Source organism: Lactobacillus fornicalis (assembly GCF_055362665.1).
The window spans coordinates 40,772-65,560 of record NZ_JBLTIM010000004.1 but is presented as its reverse complement, the minus strand read 5'-3'; the positions used below and the strand labels follow the sequence as shown (position 1 = coordinate 65,560).

22 protein-coding genes are annotated in these 24,789 nt (G+C 34.1%); 19 read left to right on the top strand and 3 right to left on the bottom strand.

The features are described from left to right. The first annotated feature begins 331 nt into the window (after positions 1-331). From ACNDLV_RS01090 to ACNDLV_RS01055, 8 genes are all read left to right on the top strand, one after another. On the top strand, positions 332-1,225 hold the full coding sequence (locus ACNDLV_RS01090) for a mucin-binding protein (protein WP_006586739.1): 894 nt from the start codon (positions 332-334) through the stop codon (positions 1,223-1,225). 70 nt (positions 1,226-1,295) lie between these two features. Next, positions 1,296-2,138 (top strand): DNA-processing protein DprA, encoded by an 843-nt coding sequence (gene dprA / locus ACNDLV_RS01085; RefSeq protein WP_022091164.1) that lies wholly within the window; start codon positions 1,296-1,298, stop codon positions 2,136-2,138. Positions 2,139-2,299: 161 nt separating this feature from the next. Next, on the top strand, positions 2,300-4,387 hold the full coding sequence (topA, locus tag ACNDLV_RS01080) for a type I DNA topoisomerase (protein ID WP_006586737.1): 2,088 nt from the start codon (positions 2,300-2,302) through the stop codon (positions 4,385-4,387). 99 nt (positions 4,388-4,486) lie between these two features. Next, the gene (gene trmFO / locus ACNDLV_RS01075; protein ID WP_006586736.1) at positions 4,487-5,806 is read left to right on the top strand and encodes a methylenetetrahydrofolate--tRNA-(uracil(54)-C(5))-methyltransferase (FADH(2)-oxidizing) TrmFO; all 1,320 of its coding nucleotides are present in this window, start codon (positions 4,487-4,489) and stop codon (positions 5,804-5,806) included. Then, positions 5,799-6,707: a tyrosine recombinase XerC gene (gene xerC, locus ACNDLV_RS01070; RefSeq protein ID WP_006586735.1), complete on the top strand. Its 909-nt coding sequence runs from the start codon at positions 5,799-5,801 to the stop codon at positions 6,705-6,707. The genes trmFO and xerC overlap by 8 nt, the downstream gene beginning before the upstream one ends. Before the next feature lie 2 nt (positions 6,708-6,709). Next, positions 6,710-7,240, top strand: a complete 531-nt coding sequence (hslV, locus tag ACNDLV_RS01065) for an ATP-dependent protease subunit HslV (protein WP_006586734.1) — start codon at positions 6,710-6,712, stop codon at positions 7,238-7,240. Next, positions 7,241-8,623 (top strand): ATP-dependent protease ATPase subunit HslU, encoded by a 1,383-nt coding sequence (gene hslU, locus ACNDLV_RS01060; RefSeq protein ID WP_006586733.1) that lies wholly within the window; start codon positions 7,241-7,243, stop codon positions 8,621-8,623. It begins immediately after the preceding gene. A gap of 13 nt (positions 8,624-8,636) precedes the next feature. Beyond that, entirely contained in the window at positions 8,637-9,521 is an 885-nt protein-coding gene (locus ACNDLV_RS01055) for an aldose 1-epimerase family protein (protein WP_006586732.1), read from the top strand. A 68-nt stretch (positions 9,522-9,589) separates the two neighbouring features. On the opposite strand, the gene plsY is transcribed toward ACNDLV_RS01055, so the two are convergent. Beyond that, entirely contained in the window at positions 9,590-10,210 is a 621-nt protein-coding gene (gene plsY, locus ACNDLV_RS01050; protein WP_022091163.1) for a glycerol-3-phosphate 1-O-acyltransferase PlsY, read from the bottom strand. A gap of 84 nt (positions 10,211-10,294) precedes the next feature. Here plsY and parE point away from each other — a divergent pair, with 84 nt between their 5' ends. The 4 genes from parE (at position 10,295) to ACNDLV_RS01030 (ending at position 16,399) form a co-directional block, all read left to right on the top strand. After that, entirely contained in the window at positions 10,295-12,238 is a 1,944-nt protein-coding gene (parE, locus tag ACNDLV_RS01045) for a DNA topoisomerase IV subunit B (RefSeq protein WP_006587317.1), read from the top strand. Between the two features lie 12 nt (positions 12,239-12,250). After that, positions 12,251-14,731 carry a DNA topoisomerase IV subunit A gene (parC, locus tag ACNDLV_RS01040; protein ID WP_006586729.1) on the top strand — a complete coding sequence of 827 codons (2,481 nt, stop codon included), beginning with the start codon at positions 12,251-12,253 and terminating at the stop codon, positions 14,729-14,731. A gap of 66 nt (positions 14,732-14,797) precedes the next feature. Further along, positions 14,798-15,733, top strand: a complete 936-nt coding sequence (locus tag ACNDLV_RS01035) for a manganese-dependent inorganic pyrophosphatase (RefSeq protein ID WP_006586728.1) — start codon at positions 14,798-14,800, stop codon at positions 15,731-15,733. An 81-nt stretch (positions 15,734-15,814) separates the two neighbouring features. Then, positions 15,815-16,399 (top strand): peptidylprolyl isomerase, encoded by a 585-nt coding sequence (locus ACNDLV_RS01030; RefSeq protein WP_034530348.1) that lies wholly within the window; start codon positions 15,815-15,817, stop codon positions 16,397-16,399. A 66-nt stretch (positions 16,400-16,465) separates the two neighbouring features. Here ACNDLV_RS01030 and ACNDLV_RS01025 read toward each other — a convergent pair whose 3' ends face one another. Beyond that, complete coding sequence (locus tag ACNDLV_RS01025; RefSeq protein ID WP_006587316.1) at positions 16,466-18,154, bottom strand: Rqc2 family fibronectin-binding protein; 1,689 nt, start codon at positions 18,152-18,154, stop codon at positions 16,466-16,468. A 279-nt stretch (positions 18,155-18,433) separates the two neighbouring features. On the opposite strand from ACNDLV_RS01025, the gene ACNDLV_RS01020 reads away from it, so the two are divergent. The 7 genes from ACNDLV_RS01020 to ACNDLV_RS00990 all read left to right on the top strand — a co-directional run bounded on the left by ACNDLV_RS01020 (position 18,434) and on the right by ACNDLV_RS00990 (position 24,214). Further along, positions 18,434-18,847 carry a MarR family winged helix-turn-helix transcriptional regulator gene (locus ACNDLV_RS01020; RefSeq protein ID WP_006587315.1) on the top strand — a complete coding sequence of 138 codons (414 nt, stop codon included), beginning with the start codon at positions 18,434-18,436 and terminating at the stop codon, positions 18,845-18,847. A 72-nt stretch (positions 18,848-18,919) separates the two neighbouring features. Continuing rightward, entirely contained in the window at positions 18,920-19,804 is an 885-nt protein-coding gene (locus tag ACNDLV_RS01015) for a DegV family protein (protein ID WP_498882891.1), read from the top strand. Positions 19,805-19,910: 106 nt separating this feature from the next. Then, positions 19,911-20,156 carry a hypothetical protein gene (locus ACNDLV_RS01010; RefSeq protein WP_006586723.1) on the top strand — a complete coding sequence of 82 codons (246 nt, stop codon included), beginning with the start codon at positions 19,911-19,913 and terminating at the stop codon, positions 20,154-20,156. A gap of 79 nt (positions 20,157-20,235) precedes the next feature. After that, a complete protein-coding gene (locus tag ACNDLV_RS01005; RefSeq protein ID WP_006586722.1) occupies positions 20,236-20,703 on the top strand; it encodes a Dps family protein in 468 nt (155 codons plus the stop codon). Positions 20,704-20,827: 124 nt separating this feature from the next. Further along, positions 20,828-21,808, top strand: coding sequence for a hypothetical protein (locus ACNDLV_RS01000; protein ID WP_498882889.1), 981 nt, complete (start codon positions 20,828-20,830; stop codon positions 21,806-21,808). 84 nt (positions 21,809-21,892) lie between these two features. After that, entirely contained in the window at positions 21,893-22,558 is a 666-nt protein-coding gene (locus ACNDLV_RS00995) for a hypothetical protein (RefSeq protein ID WP_006586720.1), read from the top strand. Between the two features lie 153 nt (positions 22,559-22,711). Continuing rightward, positions 22,712-24,214, top strand: coding sequence for a TcaA 3rd/4th domain-containing protein (locus tag ACNDLV_RS00990; RefSeq protein WP_022091162.1), 1,503 nt, complete (start codon positions 22,712-22,714; stop codon positions 24,212-24,214). Between the two features lie 41 nt (positions 24,215-24,255). On the opposite strand, the gene ACNDLV_RS00985 is transcribed toward ACNDLV_RS00990, so the two are convergent. Continuing rightward, on the bottom strand, positions 24,256-24,624 hold the full coding sequence (locus ACNDLV_RS00985; RefSeq protein WP_006586718.1) for a helix-turn-helix domain-containing protein: 369 nt from the start codon (positions 24,622-24,624) through the stop codon (positions 24,256-24,258). Positions 24,625-24,789 lie beyond the last annotated feature (165 nt).

The following is a 24,789-nucleotide window of genomic DNA, read 5'->3' as shown; positions in this document are numbered from 1 at the left end:
ACAAACTATTTTACGGTCTCCGCCTTTAGGTATAAACGTAATTTACTTATCGAATCCATACGTTATTTATCCTTTATTCAGAGCCTATTGAATCCCTAGATAGGTTCTCCTCCTTTCTATAAAGAAACGAGTTTAATTGCTTTTAATACCCCAGAAGCGACATTCAGAATGAGTGTCGTTTTTCTTTTTAATTGCTTATATTTGTAATATTTTATAAATATAGTATGATAAAAATACAGATTAGAAATAGGAGAGGTCTATTATTTTCTTTAAAAAAGCAGCACAAATTGCTGCTACTTCTGCATTTTTATTGTTTTTTAATTCAAGGGTAGTGTTTGCAGAAACAACAAGTTTAACTGAAAGTATAAAAAATCAAACACTTACTGCTAATAGAAAGATTTATGCCAAAGTCGATGGTGATGAAGATTTTCAACTAGTTCATCAAGATAGAGCAACTCTAACTTATGATGAAAAGGTTTCAATCGAGAACAACCAAAGAAAATTTACTTTGGATAAAGAAGTTAGTTCTGAGTGGCCTAATTACACTATGCCTAAAAAAGAAGGGTATACAGCATTCTTAACAGATGAAACTGGTCAAAAAGAAGAAAAATTAGCTGATGGAATTATTCCAAAATCTGAAGTTACGTTAACTAGTCTTGATAATACTAATTTGGATAGGAATTATTATATTATTTACTATCCTGATGAACGCACTCTCTCAGTTGAGTATATTGATAAAACTACTAATGAGATTTTATCCAAAGATAGTTATTCTGGAAAGTCAGGGGAAAAAATAACTTTAAATATTGTTAATCCTGATAAAAACAAATATTCAATCGATAATAATATAATTCCTAGTTCTTATACATTTACAGGTGATTCTAATCAACAGGTTAAGATTTATTTAAAAGATAAAAATAGCAACTCCAAAAAAGAAGAGGAGAAAAGAAATAAAATAACCAGTCCAAATATAAATCTTAAAGAAAATCCCAAAACAAATGGAAGTTTACCTGATACCTATCTAAATGATGATGACAAGGCGATAAGCTTGTATACTATGCCGAACAGAAAAAAGGCAGTGATGAAAAATAAGAAGAACAAGAGGAATTCATCATTTAAAAAAGCTGAACTTAATTTTAACCAGTGTTCTTTAATAGTACTAGGGACTGTAATAATTATTTCTTCATTTTTCATTTGTAAAATAAAATTAAAGTCAGAAGTCTAGTTACCAAACTAGACTTTTTTAGTAAAAATCAACTTTTTTCGAGTATATATACTTGAAAGAAGGAATGAGAATGACTATTAAAGAATTTTTACTGAGATTAAAGCTTGAAAGGGGAATTGGATATCAAAAGTCCTTAGCAATTTTGACTAAGCTTACTAGTTTATCTGCTGTAAACTTGGCCGATTTAGAAACTTTGCCCGAACAAATAAAGGAATTAGCAATTAAGGCCTATTCTAATCCTAAGCATCCCCATACCATTGATTTACTTACCAAGCAGTGTAAGATTATCAGCTTTTTTGATAAAGAATACCCGGATAAATTGCGCCAAATTTATAGGCCGCCGTTACTTTTATTTGCTAAAGGGGATATTTCTCTGCTAAAAAAGCCAATCACAACAATTGTAGGAGCTCGGCAAGCAGGCTCATATACTCAGCAAGCTTTAGATGCCTGGGTGCCACGTTTAAGTCAAGATTACGTAATTGCTTCTGGTTTGGCAAAGGGAGCAGATCGTTTTGCTCATGAAACAGCTTTAAAGTATCATGGTAAAACAATTGCCGTAGTTGGTAATGGATTAAATCACTTTTATCCTAAAGAAAACCAACTTTTACAGCTGGAAATTATAAAACATGGCTTACTGATAAGTGAGTATCTTCCTGACACGCCACCACGACCTTTTCGTTTTCCAGAACGTAATCGTATTCTGGCAGGTTTAAGCGACAATGTGATTGTAACTGAAGCAAAAAGCGAGTCGGGTTCATTAATTACTGCTAATTATGCATTGTATGAAAATCGCAATATTTTTGCCTTGCCGGGATCAGTCTTTTCACCATTATCACAAGGCCCAAATGAACTTATTAAAGCAGGGGCGTGTCCACTATTAAATCTTGAAACTTTTTATGATAATATACATTGATTTAACTAATGTAAATAAATTATTATTTTTAATAGCTTAATATAGTTGATTTTTTTCTACTATATATTAAGCTAGATACTGAAACAACATATTATTTGACAATCTGAAAAAGCTACTTTATCCTTAAGCATGATTTTTACAGATTAAGAAAGGGGCATTTGATGCCTACTAGAAAGAAAAATTTAGTTATTGTCGAATCTCCTGCAAAGGCAAAGACAATTGAAAAATATCTTGGGCGCTCTTACCATGTTATTGCGTCTAAGGGACATATTAGAGATTTACCTAAATCGCAAATGGGTGTTGATATCGAACATGATTATCAACCTAAATATATTTCGATTCGTGGTAAAGGCGAAACAATTAAAGAATTAAAAAAAGAGGCCAAAAAAGCAAAATTTGTATATTTAGCATCCGACCCCGATCGTGAAGGGGAAGCAATTGCTTGGCACGTCGCTCATATTTTAGATTTGAATGATGGTCAAAAGCATCGCGTTACTTTTCACGAAGTTACTAAAGATGCGGTAAAAAATGCTTTTAAAAATCCAAGAATGATTGATATGGACACAGTTGATGCCCAACAAGCTCGTAGAGTTTTGGATCGTCTTGTGGGTTATTCTTTGAGTCCGATTTTGTGGGCCAAGGTAAAAAAGGGATTATCTGCTGGACGTGTTCAATCAGTTGCTTTAAAACTAGTTTTAGACCGTGAACAAGAAATTAAAGACTTTAAGCCTGAAGAATACTGGACTATTGATGCCGAATTTACAAAAGGCAGAAAGAAGTTTCAAGCAAGTTTCTATGGCTTGGACGGTAAAAAGACTGAACTTCCTAATAATGAAGCAGTTCAAGCAGTTTTAAAGAAAATAGACAAAAACAAGCCATTTACTGTTGAAACTGTAGTTAAAAAGGAACGTAAGCGTCAAGCCCCAGCTCCATTTACAACTTCTACTTTGCAACAAGAAGCTAACAAGCGTTTAGGCTATCGAACTAGAAGAACAATGTCGATTGCTCAACAACTTTATGAAGGTATTAGTCTTGGGAAAGAAGGAACGGTTGGGTTAATTACTTATATGCGTACTGACTCTAAGCGTACCTCACCAGTTGCTCAAGCAGAAGCAAGTAAGTTTTTAACTGAAACTTTTGGGGCAGAATTTGCTTCAAAAAGCGCACGACATTTCAAAAACCAAGAAGATGCTCAAGATGCTCACGAAGCTATTCGACCAACTAGTATTTACCGTACCCCAGAATCACTTAAAAGAAGTTTGACAAGCGAACAATTTAAACTTTATAAGTTAATTTGGTCAAGATTTGCGGCTAGTGAAATGACACCAGCTGTTTTTGATACAGTTCGTGCAGATATTGTCCAAAATGGAGTAATGTATCGGACAACTGGATCTAAGATGAAGTTTGCTGGATTTACGAAGGTTTATGATGCAGGTAGTGATAAGAGTGTAGAATTACCAGATCTTGCAGAAGGTGACAATGTTAAACTTTCTAAGCAAGACAATAAGCAACACTTTACCTTGCCACCAGCTCGGTATACTGAAGCTAGTTTAGTTCATGCTCTTGAAGAAAATGGAGTTGGACGCCCTTCAACATACGCACCAACAATTGATACAATTCAAAGACGCTACTACGTTAAGCTTGAAGGACGCTCAATTGTACCGACTGAATTAGGTGAGATTGTTAATAATTTGGTTGGTAAATTTTTCCCTGATATTGTTAACGTTGACTTTACTGCTCAATTAGAAAATGACCTAGACCATGTTGAAGAAGGTAAGAAAAACTGGGTTAAGGTTGTTGATGAATACTACAAGCCATTTTCTAAAGAGCTTGAAAAGGCAGATAGCGAAATTGAAAAGGTTCAAATCAAAGATGAACCAGCTGGTTTTAATTGTGATATTTGTGGAGCGCCAATGGTTATTAAAATGGGACGTTATGGCAAGTTTTATGCTTGTTCACGTTTCCCAGATTGTCGAAACACTAAAGCAATCGTCAAAGAAATTGGTGTAGTTTGTCCTAAGTGTGGCAAAGGTCAAATTGTAGAAAAGAAATCAAAACGTGGACGTAAGTTCTTTGGATGTAGTAATTATCCGGACTGTGACTTTGTTTCATGGGATAAACCAGTTGGACGTGATTGTCCAAATGATGGTCATTTCTTAGTAGAGAAGAAAACAAAAAAAGGACTTGTTGTTCAATGTCCAAATGGTGACTACAAGGAAGAACGTGAAGAAAGCGAAAATTCTAAATAAAAGTTAAATCTTTGACATTGTGAGATAATATCATCAGAAGTATTGTTAATTGATGATATTATTTTTTTATCAATATAAATTAGGATAAGGATGAAATAAATGACGCAAAAAGTTACTGTAATTGGTGGTGGACTTGCTGGTAGTGAAGCTAGTTATCAATTAGCGAAAAGAGGAGTTGAAGTTCACCTCTATGAAATGCGCCCAATTAAAATGACACCTGCTCATGAAACGGGGAATTTGGCAGAATTAGTATGTACGAACTCAATGAGAAGTGATCAATTGACTAATGCTGTGGGACTTTTAAAAGAAGAAATGCGCCGTCTTGACTCACTTGTTTTAAGGGCTGCTGATGCTACCAAGGTCCCAGCTGGAGGTGCTTTAGCTGTCGACCGTGAATTATTTAGTAAGTATATTACCGACGAATTAGCCAAATTTGATAATTTACATCTTCATCATGAAGAAATTACTAAAATCCCGAATGATGGTATTACTATTATTGCAACAGGGCCATTAACTAGTGATGATTTAGCTAAACAAATTCAAGAATTTTCTGGCACAAGTAGCTTACACTTCTTTGATGCTGCTGCACCGATTGTTGCTAGTGATTCAATAAATATGGATATTGTTTACAAAAAATCACGCTATGATCGTGGAGAAGCCGCTTATTTGAATTGTCCAATGGATAAGCAACAATTTACTAGATTTTGGGAAGAATTAGTTAAGGCGGATACTGCTGAACTTCATGGCTTTGAAAAGGATGAAGTTTTTGAAGGTTGTATGCCAATTGAAGTTATGGCTGCTCGTGGAGAAAAAACTATGCTCTTTGGTCCGCTCAAGCCAGTTGGACTTGAAGACCCTAAGACTGGTAAAACTCCATATGCAGTTGTTCAGTTGCGCCAAGATAATGCAGCTTCTTCAATGTATAATTTAGTTGGTTTTCAAACTCATCTAAAATATGGTGAACAAAAGCGGGTCTTTTCGATGATTCCAGGCCTAGAAAATGCTCGTTTTGTTCGTTATGGTAAGATGCACAGAAATACTTATATGGCATCTCCAGATGTATTGAATGCAACTTATGAAGCTAAAAAACAAGCAGGTCTCTTTTTTGCTGGTCAAATGACTGGAGTTGAAGGTTATGTTGAAAGCGCAGGTAGTGGATTAGTCGCTGGGATTAATGCAAGTCGTTTAGCAAGAGGACTAGATTTAGCAACTTTTCCAGTTGAAACAGCATTAGGATCAATGGCTAATTATATAACTACAACTAGCTCTAAACATTTCCAACCAATGAATGCGAGTTTCAGTTTGATTCCGCCACTTGAAAAGAAAATTCGCAACAAGCGCGAACGTAAGCAAATGATTTCTGAACGTGGTTTAGAAAAGTTAGCAGAATTTGCGGAAGAAATGAAGATTAATGACTAAGAAGTCACTACTTGAACAATTTAAAGATTATTTAGCATATGAACGAGGTTATTCCAACTTAACTTTGACAGCTTACATAAATGATTTAAAGCAGGCTGAGGACTTTTGGAAAAATAACGGTGGTTTTAATGGCTTTGAGCAAGTTTCTAGTAGAGATGTTGAAATTTTTATTACCTCCCTCGCTAGTGCCGGCTTATCACAAGCCAGTCAAGCACGAAAACTGTCGTCTTTGAAATCTCTTTATAAGTTTTTAACGCGACGAAATTTGGTTGCGGTTGATCCGACCCAAACTGTAAGTATTCATCGCAAAAGTAAAAAACTACCAGAATTTTTCTATGAACCTGAAATAAAAAAAGTGTTAGATTCTCTTTCTGCTTCTGATAAGTTTACTGTTCGTAATAAGGCAATGTTTGAACTGTTTTATGCGACAGGGATGCGGGTTAGCGAAGTTAGTAATTTAACCTTGCAGCAAGTTGATTTTGATGTTCAGATGATTTTAGTTCATGGGAAAGGTAATAAAGATCGTTACGTTCCATTTGGTGATTATGCAAAGGCTAGTCTTTTACGTTATCTGAATGAAGCTAGAAGTTTATTTAATCCTGATGAAAATAATCATTTTGTCTTTTTAGACAATCGAGGACATCAGTTAACTAGTCGTGGAATTGAATACATTATGCGAAAAGTCTTCCAAAAAGGTGGACTTAGTGCCAATGTGCATCCCCATGAATTACGGCATACTTTTGCTACTCAAATGTTGAATAATGGAGCCGATTTACGAAGTGTTCAAGAATTATTAGGCCATGAATCTTTGTCAACTACTCAAATCTATACCCATGTAACAATGGAACGTCTGCAGAAAGATTATGAAAAGTTTTTCCCACGTAATGAAGGAAAGGATTAGTTATGACAACAATTGTTAGTGTAAAACATAATGGTAAGACCGCTATTGCTGGTGACGGCCAAGTTACCTTAGGTGAAAAGTATATTTCTAAAAAATCAGCTAAGAAAATTCGGCGAATTTATAACAATCAAGTTGTAATTGGATTTGCTGGAGGTGTGGCTGATGCAGTTAGCTTAGAAGAAATGCTTGAAGGAAAACTTGAAAGCTATTCAGGCGATTTGCGTCGTGCAGCCGTTGAAATGGCGCAATCATGGCGTAAGGATCCCACTTTGCAAAAATTGCAAGCAATGTTAATTGCTTTTAATGATAAGGACTTACTCTTGATTTCTGGTAATGGTGAAGTTTTAGAACCAGATGAAAATGTAGTCGCAATTGGATCTGGTGGCTATTTTGCACAAGCAGCAGCCGTAGCTATGACTCGTCATGCTAAAGACATGGATGCTAGTGAAATTGCTAAAGAAGCAGTAGGAATTGCGGCAGATATTGATGTCTTTACTGATCATGAAATTATTACAGATGAAATAGGTGATTAGATGTCCATTAAAACACCAAAAGAAATAGTACGTTTATTAAATGAATATATTATTGGTCAAAATGAAGCCAAACGAGCAGTAGCAATTGCGCTTTATAATCGTTATCGTCGCTTGCAATTGCCTAAGTCTTTGCAACAGGATATTACTCCTAAAAATATGTTAATGGCTGGTCCAACTGGTGTAGGTAAAACAGAAATTGCTCGTCGTCTAGCAAAAATTGTGGATGCACCTTTTGTTAAAGTAGAAGCTACTAAGTTTACTGAAGTAGGTTATGTTGGTCGCGATGTTGAATCAATGGTTCGCGATTTAGTAACTGAAGCTGTCCGCATGGAAGAAAAAGAGCAATTTAAGCGTGTTAAGGCCGATGCTACTAAAGAAGCCAACAAAACTTTGGTTCGTTTGTTAGTACCTGGTATTAAACATGAAAATCGTGAAAACCAAATGCAACAAATGATGCAAATGTTAATGGGTTCACAACAAGCTGAGCAGCCTCAAGAAGAAGTTACCGATGATATTAGAAATCAACGATTAAGTGTTGCAGAACAACTCAATAAAGGCTTGCTTGAAGATCGTCAAGTTACTATTGAAGTTGAACAAGCTCCTAAAGTTAACCCGATGGGCGATATGATGGGGCAAATGGGAATGGATATGAATTCTCTCTTAGGTGATATGATGCCTAAGAAGAAAGTTAAGCGTACGCTTGCTGTGCGAGATGCTCGAGAAGTGTTAATTCAAGAGCAATCTCGTAAGATGGTTGACTACGATACCATTTACCAAAAGGCAATCGAACGGACCAGTCAAAATGGTATTATTTTTATTGATGAAATTGATAAAATTACTGGTAAAAGTAAAGATGCTGGCCAAGTTTCTCGTGAAGGAGTTCAACGAGACGTTTTGCCAATTGTTGAAGGTTCGACAGTACAAACGAAATATGGCCCTGTTTCAACAGATCATATCCTCTTTATTGCTGCAGGGGCATTTGCTGAAAGTAAACCTAGCGATTTAATTCCTGAATTGCAAGGCCGCTTCCCAATTAGGGTAGAACTTAATGCTTTAACAAAGGCTGACTTTGTATCAATCTTAAAAGATCCTGAAAACTCATTGCTCAAGCAGTATATTGCTTTGCTTGAAGCTGATGGCGTTAAGTTAATCTTTACTCAGGAAGCAATTGATAAAATTGCTGAAATCGCTTATGACGTTAACCAAGGAACAGATAATATTGGGGCGCGTCGTTTAGCGACAATTTTAGAAAAATTGCTTGAAGATGTTCTTTATGAAGGTCCAGATATGGAGATGGGTGAAATAACTATCACTCAAGCTTACGTAGAAGAAAAACTTAGTGATATAATTATGAATAAGGATTTAACTAAATTTATTCTATAAAGGACTTCATAAAATGGAATATGAAATTAAGAATCAATTTTTAAACGTAAAAATTAATAGTCGGGGTGCTGAACTAACTTCAGTAAAAAGTGTAAATTCAGATACCGAGTTTCTTTGGCAAGCTGATCCAGAAGTTTGGAATCGTCATGCACCAATTTTGTTTCCAATTGTTGGTCGCTTAAAAAATGATACTTATCAATATCAAGGTAAAAGCTATCAACTTAGTCAACATGGCTTTGCTAGAGATAAAGAATTTAAGTTGCTAAGTCAAGAAAGCGATGCAATTAGTTTAGTTTTGCGTGATGATGAAGCTAGTTTAAAGGAATATCCATTTCATTTTGAGCTGGTAATTACATACCGATTACTTAATAATTTATTGATTGAGAATTTAAGTGTTAAAAACCCTGCTAATGAAGAAATGTTCTTCTCAATTGGCTGTCACCCAGGGTTTAATGTGCCGGTTAATAATCAAATTAAGAAAAGCAATTATTATTTACAGATGTTACCATCTAAAGATCATATTCGCATCCCTCTTAATAAAGAAACAGGCTTACATGATTGGGCAAAACGGACAATTGCAGCAACAGATACCCCGATTGAATTAACTGATGACTTATTTAAACATGATGCTTTAATTTTCCAACTTAAAGGAGAAACTAAAGTATCATTACGTAGTGAAAAAACAAGCTATCATGTTAATGTAACAACTGAAGATAGTCCATTTATTGGTGTTTGGTCACAATATCCTAAAACAGCAGATTATGTTTGCATTGAACCATGGTGGGGTCTTTGCGACGATGTGAATGCTGATGGTGATATTAGTAAAAAGCGTGGAATTATCAAACTTGGTCCAAATGAAGAATGGACAGGTAAGATTACGATAGCCTTGCATGATTAAATGGCTATTTTAAAAGACACTAGACAAAAAAACGTCTAGTGTCTTTTTTTAGATTTTTAATTATAAATTTATTTATTTTTTAACCAATAATAAATTCCAAAAGGTATAATGTTTTCCGTCCCATTTTTTAAGCGAATAATATTTGCTTTGTGGCGATTAAAAATCAAAATTAACAAGACAAACATCATGCTGCTTAGATATGGATCATGGAATAAAAAACTAAAAATAAAGAATAATGTAATGCATAGCATTGCCGTAAGTGACATAATACTTGTAATAAATAGCATAGGAAAGAAAATACCAGCACAGACGCAAAAGAATGCTAAATTATAGCCTAAAATAAAACCTGCTGTTGTAGCAACTGCTTTTCCACCTTTGAAGCCCAGAAAGATTGAAAAAGTATGCCCCAAAATAGCTACCATTCCAAAAACTATTCCTAATGGGTGTGGCCCGAGGTGAAAGATTGCTGGCAAGAGTGTTGCTAAAGTTCCTTTCAAAACATCAACTAATAAAACACTCATTCCAGCAACTGGTCCGAAAGTTCTAAAAGTATTAGTTGACCCAGGGTTTCCTGAGCCTAGTGTGCGAATATCTTTATGAAAAAAAACTTTTCCAACTATCACGCCAGTAGGGAATGAACCTAAGAGATATGCTAAAATAAGTAATAGTGCAATTTTAATTGTTAACATTTTCAAACCTCACTTAAAATCTATGTGTTATTGTAACAAAGATTATAATAGTGTGGCAGAAAAAATTTATTGGAGGGAAATAGCTTGGTAAAAGCAAATAGTTATGATGATTCCTCAATCCAGATTTTGCACGGGCTAGAAGCAGTTCGTAAAAGACCTGGAATGTATATCGGTTCTACCGATATCAAAGGTATTAACCAGCTAGTTTATGAAATTGTCGATAACAGTGTCGATGAAGCGATGGCTGGTTATGGTAAAGAAATTAACGTAACCATTCATGAAGATAACAGCATCACTGTTCAAGATTTTGGGCGAGGAATGCCAACTGGGATGCATGAATCGGGAATTCCAACAATTGAGGTTATCTTTACAGTTTTGCATGCTGGTGGGAAGTTTACTGAAAAGAACTATAAAACTTCAGGGGGTCTTCATGGGGTTGGTTCTAGTGTTGTTAATGCTTTGTCTTCGTACTTAAAGGTCCGTGTTGTACGTGGTGGACAAGCCTATGAAGAAGAATTTCATGATGGTGGAAAGCCAATCGGTAGTTTAAAACATTTAGGTAAAACTAACGATAAAACTGGAACAACAATTACTTTCAAGCCTGATGAACGGGTCTTTTCAACAACAAAATATAAATACGAAACTATTGAAGAACGAATTCGTGAATCAGCTTTCCTACTTAAAGGGGTCAAGTTTACTTTAAAAGATGAACGGACACCTAATCATTATGAAGAATTTCTCTATACTGATGGGATAAAATCTTTTGTTTCTTATCTTAATGAAGGAAAAGATACATTTGGGGATGTTTTTTATTTTGAAGGAAAGCAAGACTCAATAGAGATTGAATTTTCTGGACAATATAATGATGGTTATTCAGAAAACTTTGTTTCTTTTGTAAATAACGTTCGTACCATTGATGGGGGTTCTCATGAAATGGGAGCCCGTTCAGGCTTTACTCGTGCTTTTAACGACTATGCCAAAAAGCAAGGCTTACTCAAAGAAAAGGAAAAAAATATTGAAGGTAGTGACTATCGTGAAGGATTGAGTGCTGTTCTTTCAATAAAAGTTCCGGAAGAATTGCTTGAATTTGAAGGTCAAACTAAGGGTAAATTAGGTACTCCACAGGCTAGAAGTGCTGTAGATGCTTTAGTTTATGAAAAGATGAGCTACTATTTACTTGAAAATGGTGAATTTGCGCAGACTTTAGTTAAGAAGGCTCAAAAGGCACGGGATGCTCGTGAAGCTGCCAAAAAAGCTCGGGATGAAAGCCGTAATGGTAAAAAGCGTCGTAAAAAAGAGCTATTATCAGGAAAATTAACTCCAGCTCAATCACGTAATCCCAAGAAGAATGAATTGTTCTTAGTCGAAGGTGATTCTGCCGGAGGCTCTGCTAAGCAAGGCCGTGATCGAAAGTTCCAAGCAATTTTACCTTTACGTGGTAAGGTTCTGAATACTCAAAAAGCAAAACTTCAAGATATCTTCAAAAATGAAGAAATCAATACAATGATTCATACAATTGGAGCTGGTGTTGGAACTGAATTTAAGATTGATGATGCAAATTATGACAAAATTATCATCATGACTGACGCCGACGACGATGGAGCCCATATTCAAATTCTGCTTTTGACTTTCTTTTATCGTTATATGCGACCAATGGTTGAGGCAGGGCGAGTTTACATTGCTTTACCTCCACTTTATCGCTTACAAAAAGGTAATGGAGCAAAGGCTAAAATTGAATATGCTTGGACAGATGAAGAATTAGAACGTGATGAAAAAGCTATGGGTAAAGGCTATAGTTTGCAACGTTTCAAAGGTTTAGGGGAAATGAATGCTGATCAACTTTGGCAAACAACTATGAACCCTGAATCAAGAATGTTAATTAGAGTTAAGATTGATGATGCTGCACTTGCTGAAAGACGAGTTACAACTTTAATGGGTGACAAAGTTGAAGCAAGAAGAAAATGGATTGAACAAAATGTAAAATTCCGTATGGGTGAAGAAGGCTCAATCCTTGAAGCTGAAAATTAGGAGGAATAATTAATGGCGCAAAAGACCGAGAGAATTCGGGAAATGCCGCTAGAACAAGTCATGGGTGAGCGGTTTGGACGCTACTCTAAATACATTATTCAAGAACGTGCTTTACCTGATATTCGAGATGGCTTAAAGCCTGTTCAACGCCGCATTTTGTATGCAATGTATTTGGATAATAATACCTTTGATAAGCCATTTAAAAAAGCTGCTAAGGCAGTTGGTAATATCATGGGTAATTTCCACCCACATGGTGATAGTTCTATTTATGGGGCCTTAGTTCACTTATCTCAAGATTGGAAGATGCGTGAACCTTTGATTGAAATGCATGGTAATAATGGGTCAATGGATGGCGATAGCCCAGCTGCCATGCGTTATACAGAATCAAGATTAAGCAAAATTTCTAATCATTTATTGGCTGATATTGATAAAGATACAGTTAATATGGTTTTAAACTTCGATGATACCGAGTATGAACCAACTGTTTTACCTGCTCAATTTCCTAATTTATTAGTTAATGGAGCAACCGGTATTTCAGCAGGGTATGCTACTGAAATACCACCACATAACTTAGCTGAAGTTATTGATGCGACAATTTATTTATTAAAGCATCCTAATGCTTCTTTAGCTGATTTAATGCAATTTGTTAAAGGGCCAGACTTCCCAACGGGAGCAATTGTCCTAGGGGATAAAGGAATTAAGGAAGCTTATGAATCTGGTCGTGGCCGAATTCAAGTGCGTGCTAAGACTAGCATTCAAGATATTAAGGCTGGTCGTCAACAAATTGTGGTTACCGAAATTCCTTTTGGCGTCAATAAAGCCTTTTTGGTTAAGAAGATTGATGAAATTCGTTTAAATAAAGAAATTGATGGTATCAGTGAAGTACGTGATGAAACAGATCGCCATGGTTTATCAATTGTTATCGAATTAAAAAAGGGTGCAGATAGTCAAAATATTTTGAATTATCTGTTTAAATCAACCGATTTACAAGTATCATACAGTTTCAATATGGTCGCAATTGACCATATGACACCAGTCCAAGTAGGGTTAAAACGAATTTTAAGTTCATATTTGGAACATGATGCTGATGTTATTACCAAACGGACAAAATATGATTTGAGTAAAGCCAAGGCTCGACTTGAAATTATTGAAGGGCTGATTCATGCTCTTGATATTTTAGATGATGTAATTAAGACCATTCGAGCAAGTAAAAATAAGGCTGATGCCAAAAACAACATTATTGATAAATTTAGTTTTACTCCAAGACAAGCTGAAGCGATTGTTTCTTTGCAACTTTATCGCTTAACTAATACTGACGTTAATGCTTTACAGGCTGAAAAGAGTGATTTAGAGGAAAAAATTGCTAGTTATGATTTACTTTTAACTGATCGTAAGGTATTAGAAAAACAAATCATAAAAGAATTAAATGCAGTGAAGAAAGAATTCGGCAGCGAACGTAGAACTAAGATTTCAAGTAAAACTGCCAAAATCGAAATTGATGAAAAAGCATTAGTGGCAGAAGAAGATGTACGGGTATTAGTATCACGTGATGGTTATCTCAAGCGGTCAAGTTTACGTTCCTTCCAATCTACTAATGACAGTGAAAATGGCTTACCTGACTTTGACAAGGTAGTTTTTGAAAAGACTATGTCAACTTTGACTAATCTATATATCTTCACTAATAAAGGAAATGTGATTTTTAGACCTGTTCATGAGCTTGTAGAAGCTAAATGGAAAGAACCAGGACAACACTTGTCACAAGAATTGGGACTTGATACTGATGAACAAATTATTGCAGTCTTTGAATTGGCTAAATTGGATTCTAGATTAAACTTCTTACTAGCTACAAACGATGGCTACATTAAGCAATTAGCTCTAGCTGATATTCAGCCAACTAGAACTTATAAATCACGCGCAATGATTGCAATGAAGCTAAAGGAAACCGCTTCACGTGTTGTACGTGTTGAAATGATTTCTCCGGATACCAAGAAGGAAATCACTTTATTTACTAATCATGCTTATGCAGTTCGCTATGATGTTAACGAAATTCCGACTAGTGGGGCAAGAGCAGCTGGTGTTAAGAGCGTTAACTTGAAAGATGATGATTTTGTAGTTGATTATGTCACTGTTTTGCCAGAATATTTAGACATGATGAAATTAGGAATTGTCACTCAAAGAGGAGCTTTCAAAGAGTTTAAATATGAACTAATTAATAAAGTTAGCCGAGCAAAGCGTGGCGTCTTAGTTTTACGTGAATTAAAGAAGAATCCACATAGAATTGCTGGAGTGGTTCTCTTTGCGCAAAATCATGAATTACTTGTTGAAACATCAAGTGCTAGAACTATGACAATTAAGACCAATGATTTTCCATTAGGAGATCGTTATTCAAACGGGTCATTTGTCATTGATCCGATTGGGGATGGAGAGCCCACTAGTTTAACTTTAGGCAAGCCTACTCATTATGGCAGAGATGATGTTTCGGAATTATTTTAGTTAGGGTTTTACAAACATAAAAATTCTAGTAAACTAAAGATAGATATTTTTAAAGAGGTAGATACAATGGCAAAAGAATTAATTTTTGGACACCAAAATCCGGATACTGACGCAATTGGTACTGCAATTGCTTACTCATACTTCCAAAATCACTTTGGTTTTGATACTGAAGCAGTTGCTTTAGGTGAACCAAATGATGAAACTGCATTTGCACTCAAGAAGTTTGGTTTTGAAGCACCACGTGTTATCAAGACTGCTGCTAATGAAGTAGATGCTGTTATGCTTGTTGACCACAACGAACCACAACAATCTGTTTCAGATATTGATAAGGTTACTGTAACTCACGTTGTTGATCACCACAGAATTATGAACTTCAACACAGCTGCACCACTTTACTTCCGTGATGAACCAGTAGGCTGTACTTCAACAGTTTTATGGCAAATGTTCAACGAAAAGGGGTTAGAAATCCCTCAAAATATTGCTGGTATCATGCTTAGTGCAATTATTTCTGATACTTTACTTTTGAAGAGCCCAACTACTACTGATAAAGATCACCAAGCAGTTGAAGCATTAGCAAAGATTGCTGGTGTTGATTACAAGAGCTACGGTCTTGAAATGCTTAAAGCCGGTACTAACATTGCTGACAAGAGTGAAGAAGACTTAATTGATCTTGATGCTAAGAGCTTTGAATTAAACGGTCATACTGTAAGAATTGCTCAAGTTAACACTGTTGACTTACCAGAAGCTATGGAAAGAAAGGCTGCATTTATTAATGCAATGGAAGCTTCTTCTAAAGCAAATGGTTACGACATGTTTGTTCTTGTTTTAACTGACATCTTAGAAAGTAATTCTGAAGGTATTGTTGTCGGTGGTGACGAAACTAAGGCATTATTTGAAAAAGCATTTGATAAGAAGTTAGTTGATGATGCTGTTGAATTACCTGGTGTTGTATCACGTAAGAAGCAAGTTGTTCCACCATTAACTGAAGCTTTTGAAGGTTGATACTTTAATTTGAATAAGATAAGGCTCGAGAGGGTCTTATTTTTTATGGAAAGGAAAAAATAAATAATGACAGATAAAAAAATGTTATTTCCTCAATTACAGCTTGATAAAGCTGTAGGACCAAAAGTAGTTATGAAAACTAATATGGGTGAGATTGAATTTCAACTTTTTGAAAAACAAGCTCCAATGACAGTTGAAAACTTTGTCCGTCTTGCTGAAAAAGGTTATTATGATGGGGTGATTTTTCACCGTGTAATCAAAGATTTCATGATTCAAGGTGGAGACCCTAAGGGTGATGGTACTGGTGGTCAAAGTATCTGGGGACACCCATTTGAAGATGAATTTAGTTCACAATTGTTTAACTTCCGTGGAGCAATTTCTATGGCTAATTCAGGTCCAAGTACCAATGGTAGTCAATTCTTCATTGTTCAAAATCAAAACATGCCAAAACGCTATACTCGTGATATGCGCGAAGCAGGTTACCCACAAGAAGTTATTAAGCGTTACAAACAAGGTGGAACTCCTTGGCTTGATTTCCACCACACTGTTTTTGGGCAAGTAATTAAAGGTATGGACGTTGTTGATGCAATTGCTAAGGTTGCAACTAACAATATGGATAAACCAAATGATGACGTAGTAATTGAAGGTATTACAATTAAAAAGTAATTATTAAATAAAGCAAAAGGTGCTAACAGTTGTTAGCACCTTTTTTAACATAATTTTTATACTGTATTATTTGTCAATTCTCTTAGAAAGTACACTCTTTTCTTCAGGAGTAACTTCAATTGAATTTTGACCAGTGTAGATTACAAAACCTGGTTTGGCACCATTGGGCTTTTTAACTCGCTTATCAGCAACATAATCTACTTGGACATGTCCTGAAAAACGACCCTTTGAAAAATACGCAGCAATTTCTGCAGCTTCACGAATATCTTCTTCACTAGGCTGGCTATCTGTCAAAATAACGTGGGAACCTGGCATATTCTTAACATGAAACCAGATATCGTGTTTATTGGCCTTTTTAAAGGTTAACCAGTCATTTTGATAGTTATTTTTACCTACGAGGACAATTTTTCCTGATGATAATTGGAACTTATTGAGCGCCTTCTCATCGATTTTTTTATTTCTTTGTTTGCGATTGCGACGAATATAGCCTTGAGCTACAAGTTCATCTGTAATGCTATCAATATCTTCAGGTTCAGCGTTATTAACTGCTGTTTCAATTGAATCAAAATAAGCAAGATTTTCTTGTGCCAGACTGATTTGCTTTTTAACGTGTTTAATCGAATTGCGTAATTTTTGATATTTAGTGAAATATTTTTGAGCATTTCTAGCTGGGGAAAGGGCAGGGTCCAAATTGATTTTTAGCGGACGATTTTCATCATAGTAGTTTGGAACCTCAACTTCAGTCATTCCAGCTTTAACTAAATGCAAATAAGCATTGAGCAATTCGCCCTTTATACGGTAGTCCTCTGAGTTTTCAGCCTGATCAAGTTGTTTTCTTAGTTTAATTAACTTCTTAGAAAGCTTTTTTTGTTCATTAGATACAATATTGAGGACAACTTTTGCCCGTTGATGGACCCAATCACGAGTTTCTTGCTCATGATAAAATTCATCTAAGGCTTGATTTATATCCTCATTTTTTGAATAAGGAGTTAAGTCTAAGTGATAAGGCTGGTAAACAAAAATTCTTTCCTTACGTTTGTTATTTCTGAAGATATAACCCTTGGGATTCTCAAAATGATTGAAAAAAGTTTTAAAACTTTCAAAGCTATAATCATCTTCTAAGTATCCAGTTAATTCTAGACGGTCATCACGATCCAAGCCATTAATTTTTTTCGCTAAATCGAATGCGGAATTTTCACTAGCTAATTTGCTAAACTCTTCTTTGGTTAATAAAAATCCGTCTATTCCAGGGTTAAGGGGAGGTAATTCATACTTTGCTTTAGGTAAAAGTAGTCGTGCCCGATTTTCATCAGGATTGACTCTTTTGAGCAGATCAATGATTTTACTATCTTGCTTATTATATAAAATCACGTTACTGTGACGTCCCATAAGTTCAAGAGAAAGAACTAATTCAACCTCATCTCCCAATTCATTTCGATTTGAAAAATAGAAGTTGATAATCCGATCCTGCCCAACTTGCTTGATATCTTGCAAAATAGACCCTTCCAAATATTTACGTAAAACCATAACAAAGGTTGGAGCAACTTTTGGATTAGCCAAAGAGTTTTTAGTTAAGTAAAAACGAGGGTATTGGGGATTAATTGATAACAATAGTTGGTAATTTTTTCGATTTTTTCTAAAAACTAAAACTAAATCATGTTCAAATGGTTGATAAATTTTAGTTAACCGTCCCGTCAATAGGGTAGGGGATAAATTTTTAAGTAAACTATGTATAAATAGACCATCAAAAGCCATAATCTCACCTCAAATAAGAACTAGTTTCTATTATAACAATATATAACCAGATTAAGAAATCCCACGCATAAAACTAGACCAATTTCATCTTAAAAAAGAGGACCATGAATTTTAAATACCACGAAACTTAAAAAAATCAAGAGTTGTTATAACAGCATTATTGAATTAAACTAATTTAAGTCAATTAAGTAAATATATCAATAATAATTTTATTATCACTGGCATGCCATTGATATTTTGCTATAAATGCTGATAACTATTTTGTTATGGGGAGTAAATATGGACGTTTTACATTTCAATGAAATAGCAGAAACGATTAAAAAAATGATTCTTGAACAAGCGGGGCTTAACCTTTCGCAAACTCGAATTCTACTTTTCTTCGATGAAACAGAAAATGATTCTTTAACAATGGGGGAGCTTGCAAAAGGATTAAATATTTCTTTATCTACTCTTAGTCGACAGTTACAACAAAAGAAAACTAAAGAGTTGCTTGATGTTGTCAGATCTGAAACTGATTCAAGTAAGTTAGTCCATTTGAATGAAGCTGGTGTTTTAAAAGCTTCTGAGTTAAAGCAGTTACTTTCATCAATTCATGATAAAATCTATGCGCTATGGAATGAAGAAGAAACTAAATCATTTTTAACTCATATGGATTCGGTCTTAGATGAATTAAATAAAGAAACTATACAATAATTGCTTCGACTAGAATTATTATTTATGCTATAATTATCTTTAATTAAATCCTAGAGATGGAGGCTTATTGAAGTGAAAATAGCATTAATCACCGACAGTACTAGCTACTTAACTAAAGAAGAAGTTAAGGATAATAATATTATAGTTGTACCTATTCCTGTCATTGTTGGTGACAAGGAATTTAAGGAAGGCATTGACATCACTGCAGATCAATTATTTAGAATGCAAGATGCCGGAGCTGCTTTCCCTAAAACATCCCAACCAAGTATGGGAGAAATGATTAGTCTTTTTAATAGACTTCATGATGAAGGGTATGACGCTATCATAACTATTACCTTGGCAGGAACTATTTCTGGTTTCAACCAAACATTAATGAATATCGCACGTACCAACCCTGAATATAATCTTTATCCATATGATTCCAAGATTACTATTCGTTTAATGGGTTACCTTGTTTTAGCAGCTGCTAAGATGATTAAAAATGGTTTATCAGCCGATGAAATTATCACTCGTCTTGATAAAATTCGTGATTCGATTGATGAATTATTTATTGTGGATGATCTAAATAATTTGAGCCGTGGAGGCCGTTTGAGCAATGCAGGTGCCTTCATTGGTACTATGCTTCATATCAAACCTTTGTTAACTTTTGACGATGAAACAGATAAAATCGTAGCATTTGATAAAGTTCGTTCAATGAAGTGCGCAGTTAAAAAGGTTGAAAGTTTAACTTTGGAACGAGTTAATAAACTTCCTTTCAAGAAAGATTTACGTTTCTTAGTAGTTCATTCAAATGATGCAACACAAGCAGAAGAAATCAAGAATTGGGTTAATGAAAACTTCCCAGAAAATCCAGTTGAAGTTGATGAATTCGGTCCAGTAATTGGTACTCACCTTGGGGAAAAGTCCATTGGTATTACGTGGATGAAAGATATCAATAAAGTTAAGTTAGATAAATAGCTAGCTAGTAAATGCTACCGTATGGTAGCATTTTTTGTTAAAAAATAATTTTTGAAAAAAATATTCTCCTTTTTGCGGGTAATTTAACTATGAGGAGGATTTTTTTATGAAAATTACTGAATTGATACAGAGAGTTGACGATTATTGTCATAATTGCGAGTTCTTTCAAGGTCTTAAAGGACAAATTGATTTAATTGATTATAATGATGATTATTTGACCTTTGATTATATTGCTCCTAAAAAGTCTACAATAGTTAAATTGGTTTACATTGTCATTGCACGTGAGAATGGTGAGATTTTTTTAATAAGTAAAAATAATTATCGAAAAATAGCTAAAAAATATAAATTATAATTATTCTAAGCTAATCAGTGTACATTTTTTACTTTTTTGACTATGATGAAGATGGACTTAGTTCATAGGAGGTACGATTATGAAATATCAAGAAACTAAAAAAGTGCTAAATCAATTAGTTGCCGATTTGAATCAAATGATTACCGTTGTTCACCAAACACATTGGTACATGCGTGGTCGTGGCTTTATGAAGTTGCACCCTTTGATGGACAAGTTTATGGATGATTTAAATGAACAAATGGATGTCGTTTCTGAGCGTTTAATTGCCATTGACGGAGCCCCTTTTTCAACTTTACGGGAGTTCGCAGATAATACTAAGATTTCTGACGAAAAGGGTCGCTGGGACCGTACGATGGATGAAAGATTAGAAATTTTAGTAAAAGATTATCGTTATTTAGCAGATTTATATCAAAAGGGTATAGATATATCTGATAAGGAAGGCGATGCCTCAAGCAATGATATCTTTACTAGTTTTAAGACTGATACTGAAAAAAGAATTTGGATGTTGCAAGCTGAATTAGGTAAAGCACCTGAAATTGATGCATAATTTCCTAGTAAAAGTTAAGTTCCTGAACACAATGAGAAAAACTCATTGTGTTTTTTCTTACCAATTTTTGCAATAATAAATATATAGTAGATTAGGAGTAGGTTATCTGATCAGGAGGGAAAATATGATTTTACAATTTCACTATCCAGCATTAAAGAATTGGTTTCCAAAAAGTGAAGAAATTATTTCCTTAAATCATCAATACCTTAAAGAAGTCCATTTTATTGGGAATAGTGAAGTTATAGAAGTTAGCTTAAACTCGGCTATAACCTTATCAGAAGCTGAACAGGTAAGGAACTTTTTTGATTTGATTTTTTCATTATTTACGGGTACTAAAGTAGCCTGTGGACAGCGCTTTATAATTACAAGTGATGGGAAATACATTTTTATTGATTCTCGAAATCCATTAATTCACTACAATCGGGAGTTAAAGATTGAAGCAAGTAGATTAGACTTTAAAGTGTTTAAAAGCCAAGCAAAGCAATTATTTGAGCAAATTGACGCCAAATTCTTTTTGTGTGAACGTCTAATAGATGACTATTTGAACGATGACTTATCAGAAAGCTTCAATGGGTTTATTGCGGCCATATCTAATTTATATAACGAAAAGGTTAGTTATCAAACCATTGAGCAAAAGGCTGATCAAATTCTGCAATTAATACCTAACTTTCTTTTGGATAAGTTAGAAAAAGCTCTCAAACAACAACAGTTATATTTGATTAACTGGAAAGGAATTGAGGATACACATTTAAAATTAACGATTCAATCTTTTCCTTCAAATAAAGATTGGCTTGTTAACGTGTTAAACTTAATCCTTAAAAATGCAGGCTGGAATTCAAACAATATAACTAAAACAGAGTCTTTTTTAGCAAATAAAGTAATGGTTCAGAAATCAATTCAAGTTCTTAAATTCTTTGAAGGACTGATTATTTTGCAGTTAATAGGGCTAGAAGCAAAAGATGATTTAATTGAAAGCTGTAATAATTATTTAGACTTTTTACTCTTTAACCGACATAACTTAGCCTTTGAAAAGGCTACTATCACTAAAGATGAGTTTTTGAAGGTTGAGCCAGTTTTTCCTCTTTTGAAAGAAATTGATGATTAAAAGAAAAATTAACATCTTCTTTTTTATTTGTCTATTATTTCTATCTATATTAGACTATACATAGTTTGAAGATGGAGGTATTTTATGGAGAACCAACCTAAGGAAAATACAAAGGAAATATCAAGCTCATTTGCAACTTGGCTGAAAACATCTTTTACTAGTCCTGCTCAAGCTGTAAAAGGTCAAGTATGGTTCGGAATTGTAACTATCTTAGTAATTGAATTAACTAGTTTACTTGCTAAGCAGACAGATTATACTGCATTACAGTATCTTGCTGCTACATCAGCATATTTCAATGCCTTATATGGTATTTTAACTTCTAAGGTTTGGATGTTAGGAGTTACTATATTTGGGGTTATTGCACGTTTAGTATACATTTCTATCATTTGGTTTACACATAACTTTATTTACAAGCCTAAGCAGCAAGTTAAGTTGTTAGATTTCATCAATGATTATGCCCACCATATTGCGATTAGCTGGGTAGCTGTTATTATCATAGTAGCTTTGTCATATTCAACAGCTGAATGGACAAGTATCGCAACTATGATATTAGGCTTTGTTTCAATATTTATTAATGCCGTGGCTACTTTCCAAATGCTTTACTCAAGTAAAGAAGAAGCTAAGCATGATCCAATTTTTGCTAGCTTTTTATTCTTACTGTTGTTTGCTATTTTGATTGCTTTAACTTTTGCATTTGCCAGTCTTATTATTAGTGCATATATCAATACAGTTGGTATTTCAATCTATTAATAAAAAACTAGCTTAGTTTTCACTAGGCTAGTTTTTTTATTGTTCCAAATAGATTTGTAACAGTTTTTTAAGAAAAAATTATCTTATTTGCACAATTAATAAAGTATAATATTCTCTAAATAAACCTATAACCTAGACTAGGAGTTGGATTTTTTGAGTATCCGTTACTGTTTTAACTGCGGACATAAAATTAATAAGGCTGATGTTTATTGCACATATTGTGGGGCAAATCAAAAAACAAGAATTGTTCCTAATTCTGAAGCTGAAAGAAAACGCATTCTGTTAACTAGAAGTGATTTTAAAAAAGTTAAAAAATATCGCAATAATAATGGGTTACTAAACAAAGTTGATCTTTCGGTTTTTCGTCAAAAATGGATTAAGTTCAATCAAAACCATTCGTTTAAGCAAATTTTCCATTATTTACCTAAAAATAATTTTTCTAAAAGAAAGCAACGTCTTGTAATTGGATTGTTATTAGGAACTTGTTCTGTTTTATTTTTTGCTTTCTGGGGGATGAATTATTATAGCCGTGATAATCAACTTTCTCAGATTACTAATTATTTAGAAAATCCAAACAAGAAAGGCTTTGCTGCATACATTGTTAGTGATAAAACTGGGGCTATTAGTGAAAGCGATTTAAAACCATTTCAAAATTTCTTAGTTAATAATCCAACTGAAACTAATAATTTAATTAAGGCTATTAGTCATAACAAATCATATAAAAGCTCAATTAAATTAATAAAAAATGGTGCGTATTGGCTTGTCTTTCCAAGGTACAAGTTGAGTTTGCCAACATATTCATTAACAGTTACTACTAATCATGCTAATTCAAAATTAAAAATCAATAATAATTACAAAAGCATGAGTAAGCAGGGGAATACCTACGCTGTAAGCTTGAATAAATTAATTGTAGGTCAATATAACTTATCTACCCATGTAAAGCTATCAGGGCGTGATTTGAGCTCTACGAAGAGCATTAAATTATTCAATAATCAAACTGTAAAAATGGATATTAAAACATTAACTTTTACAGTTCAATCGTTACCAAATGCAAGTGTATATATTAACAACAAAAAAGTAGCTACCCTAAACGAGCAGGGAAAAACGACTATAAATAATTATCCAATTACAAGTAAAACTAAGATATTTGTTAGTTATGAGAATAATGATTCAACAATTGATTCTGAAATCAGCTCTTCATTAGCCCACTTTGCACAAAAAGGAGAAGCAGTGGGTAATTTACAGAAAAAGAACGGTAAATACGTTTATACGCCAACTTGGCAAGGGTTAGCAAGTTCTCAAGAAGCTAAAACATTGTTAGCTAAAGCCTTCAGTAAGAAAATAACTAGTGATGACTTTGTAAATTCAACGAACAATACCGACTATAAGACTTTAAAGAAAATGTTTAAAGGATTTAATAAAGATAGCAAAATCAAATCATATTCTACATCTGTAAAAATTATTAAAGTTTTACCACTTGGAAATAATGAAAGCCAAATAAGTTATGAAGTAACTTACAAATTTAAACATAAGTCTGATACTCGCATACAAGTTATGAAATACAGCAACGCTATTTTATACAAGAAAGGAAATAATATAAAAATACAAAGTGTTGGTGGTGGAAGTATCATCAGTGACAAAACAAAGAAAAATTAATTAACAAACAAAAAAGAAGGGAGTTTTTACAACTTCCTTCTTTATTTTGTTCGTGTTGGTTCATTAATTTCTTTAACCAACGAAAGAATTGCCTTGCAAACTTTTTCGGCTCTAAAAGTAGATAGTTTTCGTAATTCAGTTACAATCTTTTGAATAAAAATATCATCACCTTTAAGTTTGTAACTGGATATGTCTACTTTGCCATATGCTGCAGCAATTAAAGATGGCGTGTCCATATTCAAAGATTGAGCAATTGCATCAATCTTTTTAATCGAAATATTTTGGTCACCAGTTCGTTCAATTCTCGATATGAAGTTAACAGATAGTCCACTAAATTCAGCAAGATCTTCTTGGGTTAATTTCATTGCCTTACGTCTGTCACGTATTACAGCACCTAAACACATATCCATTCAAAGTCACAACCCTCTATAATAAAAACACTGCCCTAAAAACTAATTAAAATCTTATTCGAAGTAAATAGGGATATAAACGAATTAAAAGTTCTCCCACAACTATTTAACTCAACCTTAATATAACATAATTTTCTAGTATCTTTAAATAATATCACTTGTAAA

Bases quoted from the DNA above. Each gene is read 5' to 3' on its own strand.
- dprA (WP_022091164.1), top strand. From the start codon at position 1,296: ATGACTATTAAAGAATTTTTACTGAGATTAAAGCTTGAAAGGGGAATT.
- topA (WP_006586737.1), top strand. From the start codon at position 2,300: ATGCCTACTAGAAAGAAAAATTTAGTTATTGTCGAATCTCCTGCAAAG.
- trmFO (WP_006586736.1), top strand. From the start codon at position 4,487: ATGACGCAAAAAGTTACTGTAATTGGTGGTGGACTTGCTGGTAGTGAA.
- xerC (WP_006586735.1), top strand. From the start codon at position 5,799: ATGACTAAGAAGTCACTACTTGAACAATTTAAAGATTATTTAGCATAT.
- hslV (WP_006586734.1), top strand. From the start codon at position 6,710: ATGACAACAATTGTTAGTGTAAAACATAATGGTAAGACCGCTATTGCT.
- hslU (WP_006586733.1), top strand. From the start codon at position 7,241: ATGTCCATTAAAACACCAAAAGAAATAGTACGTTTATTAAATGAATAT.
- ACNDLV_RS01055 (WP_006586732.1), top strand. From the start codon at position 8,637: ATGGAATATGAAATTAAGAATCAATTTTTAAACGTAAAAATTAATAGT.
- plsY (WP_022091163.1), bottom strand. From the start codon at position 10,210: ATGTTAACAATTAAAATTGCACTATTACTTATTTTAGCATATCTCTTA.
- parC (WP_006586729.1), top strand. From the start codon at position 12,251: ATGGCGCAAAAGACCGAGAGAATTCGGGAAATGCCGCTAGAACAAGTC.
- ACNDLV_RS01035 (WP_006586728.1), top strand. From the start codon at position 14,798: ATGGCAAAAGAATTAATTTTTGGACACCAAAATCCGGATACTGACGCA.
- ACNDLV_RS01030 (WP_034530348.1), top strand. From the start codon at position 15,815: ATGTTATTTCCTCAATTACAGCTTGATAAAGCTGTAGGACCAAAAGTA.
- ACNDLV_RS01025 (WP_006587316.1), bottom strand. From the start codon at position 18,154: ATGGCTTTTGATGGTCTATTTATACATAGTTTACTTAAAAATTTATCC.
- ACNDLV_RS01020 (WP_006587315.1), top strand. From the start codon at position 18,434: ATGGACGTTTTACATTTCAATGAAATAGCAGAAACGATTAAAAAAATG.
- ACNDLV_RS01010 (WP_006586723.1), top strand. From the start codon at position 19,911: ATGAAAATTACTGAATTGATACAGAGAGTTGACGATTATTGTCATAAT.
- ACNDLV_RS01005 (WP_006586722.1), top strand. From the start codon at position 20,236: ATGAAATATCAAGAAACTAAAAAAGTGCTAAATCAATTAGTTGCCGAT.
- ACNDLV_RS01000 (WP_498882889.1), top strand. From the start codon at position 20,828: ATGATTTTACAATTTCACTATCCAGCATTAAAGAATTGGTTTCCAAAA.
- ACNDLV_RS00995 (WP_006586720.1), top strand. From the start codon at position 21,893: ATGGAGAACCAACCTAAGGAAAATACAAAGGAAATATCAAGCTCATTT.
- ACNDLV_RS00985 (WP_006586718.1), bottom strand. From the start codon at position 24,624: ATGGATATGTGTTTAGGTGCTGTAATACGTGACAGACGTAAGGCAATG.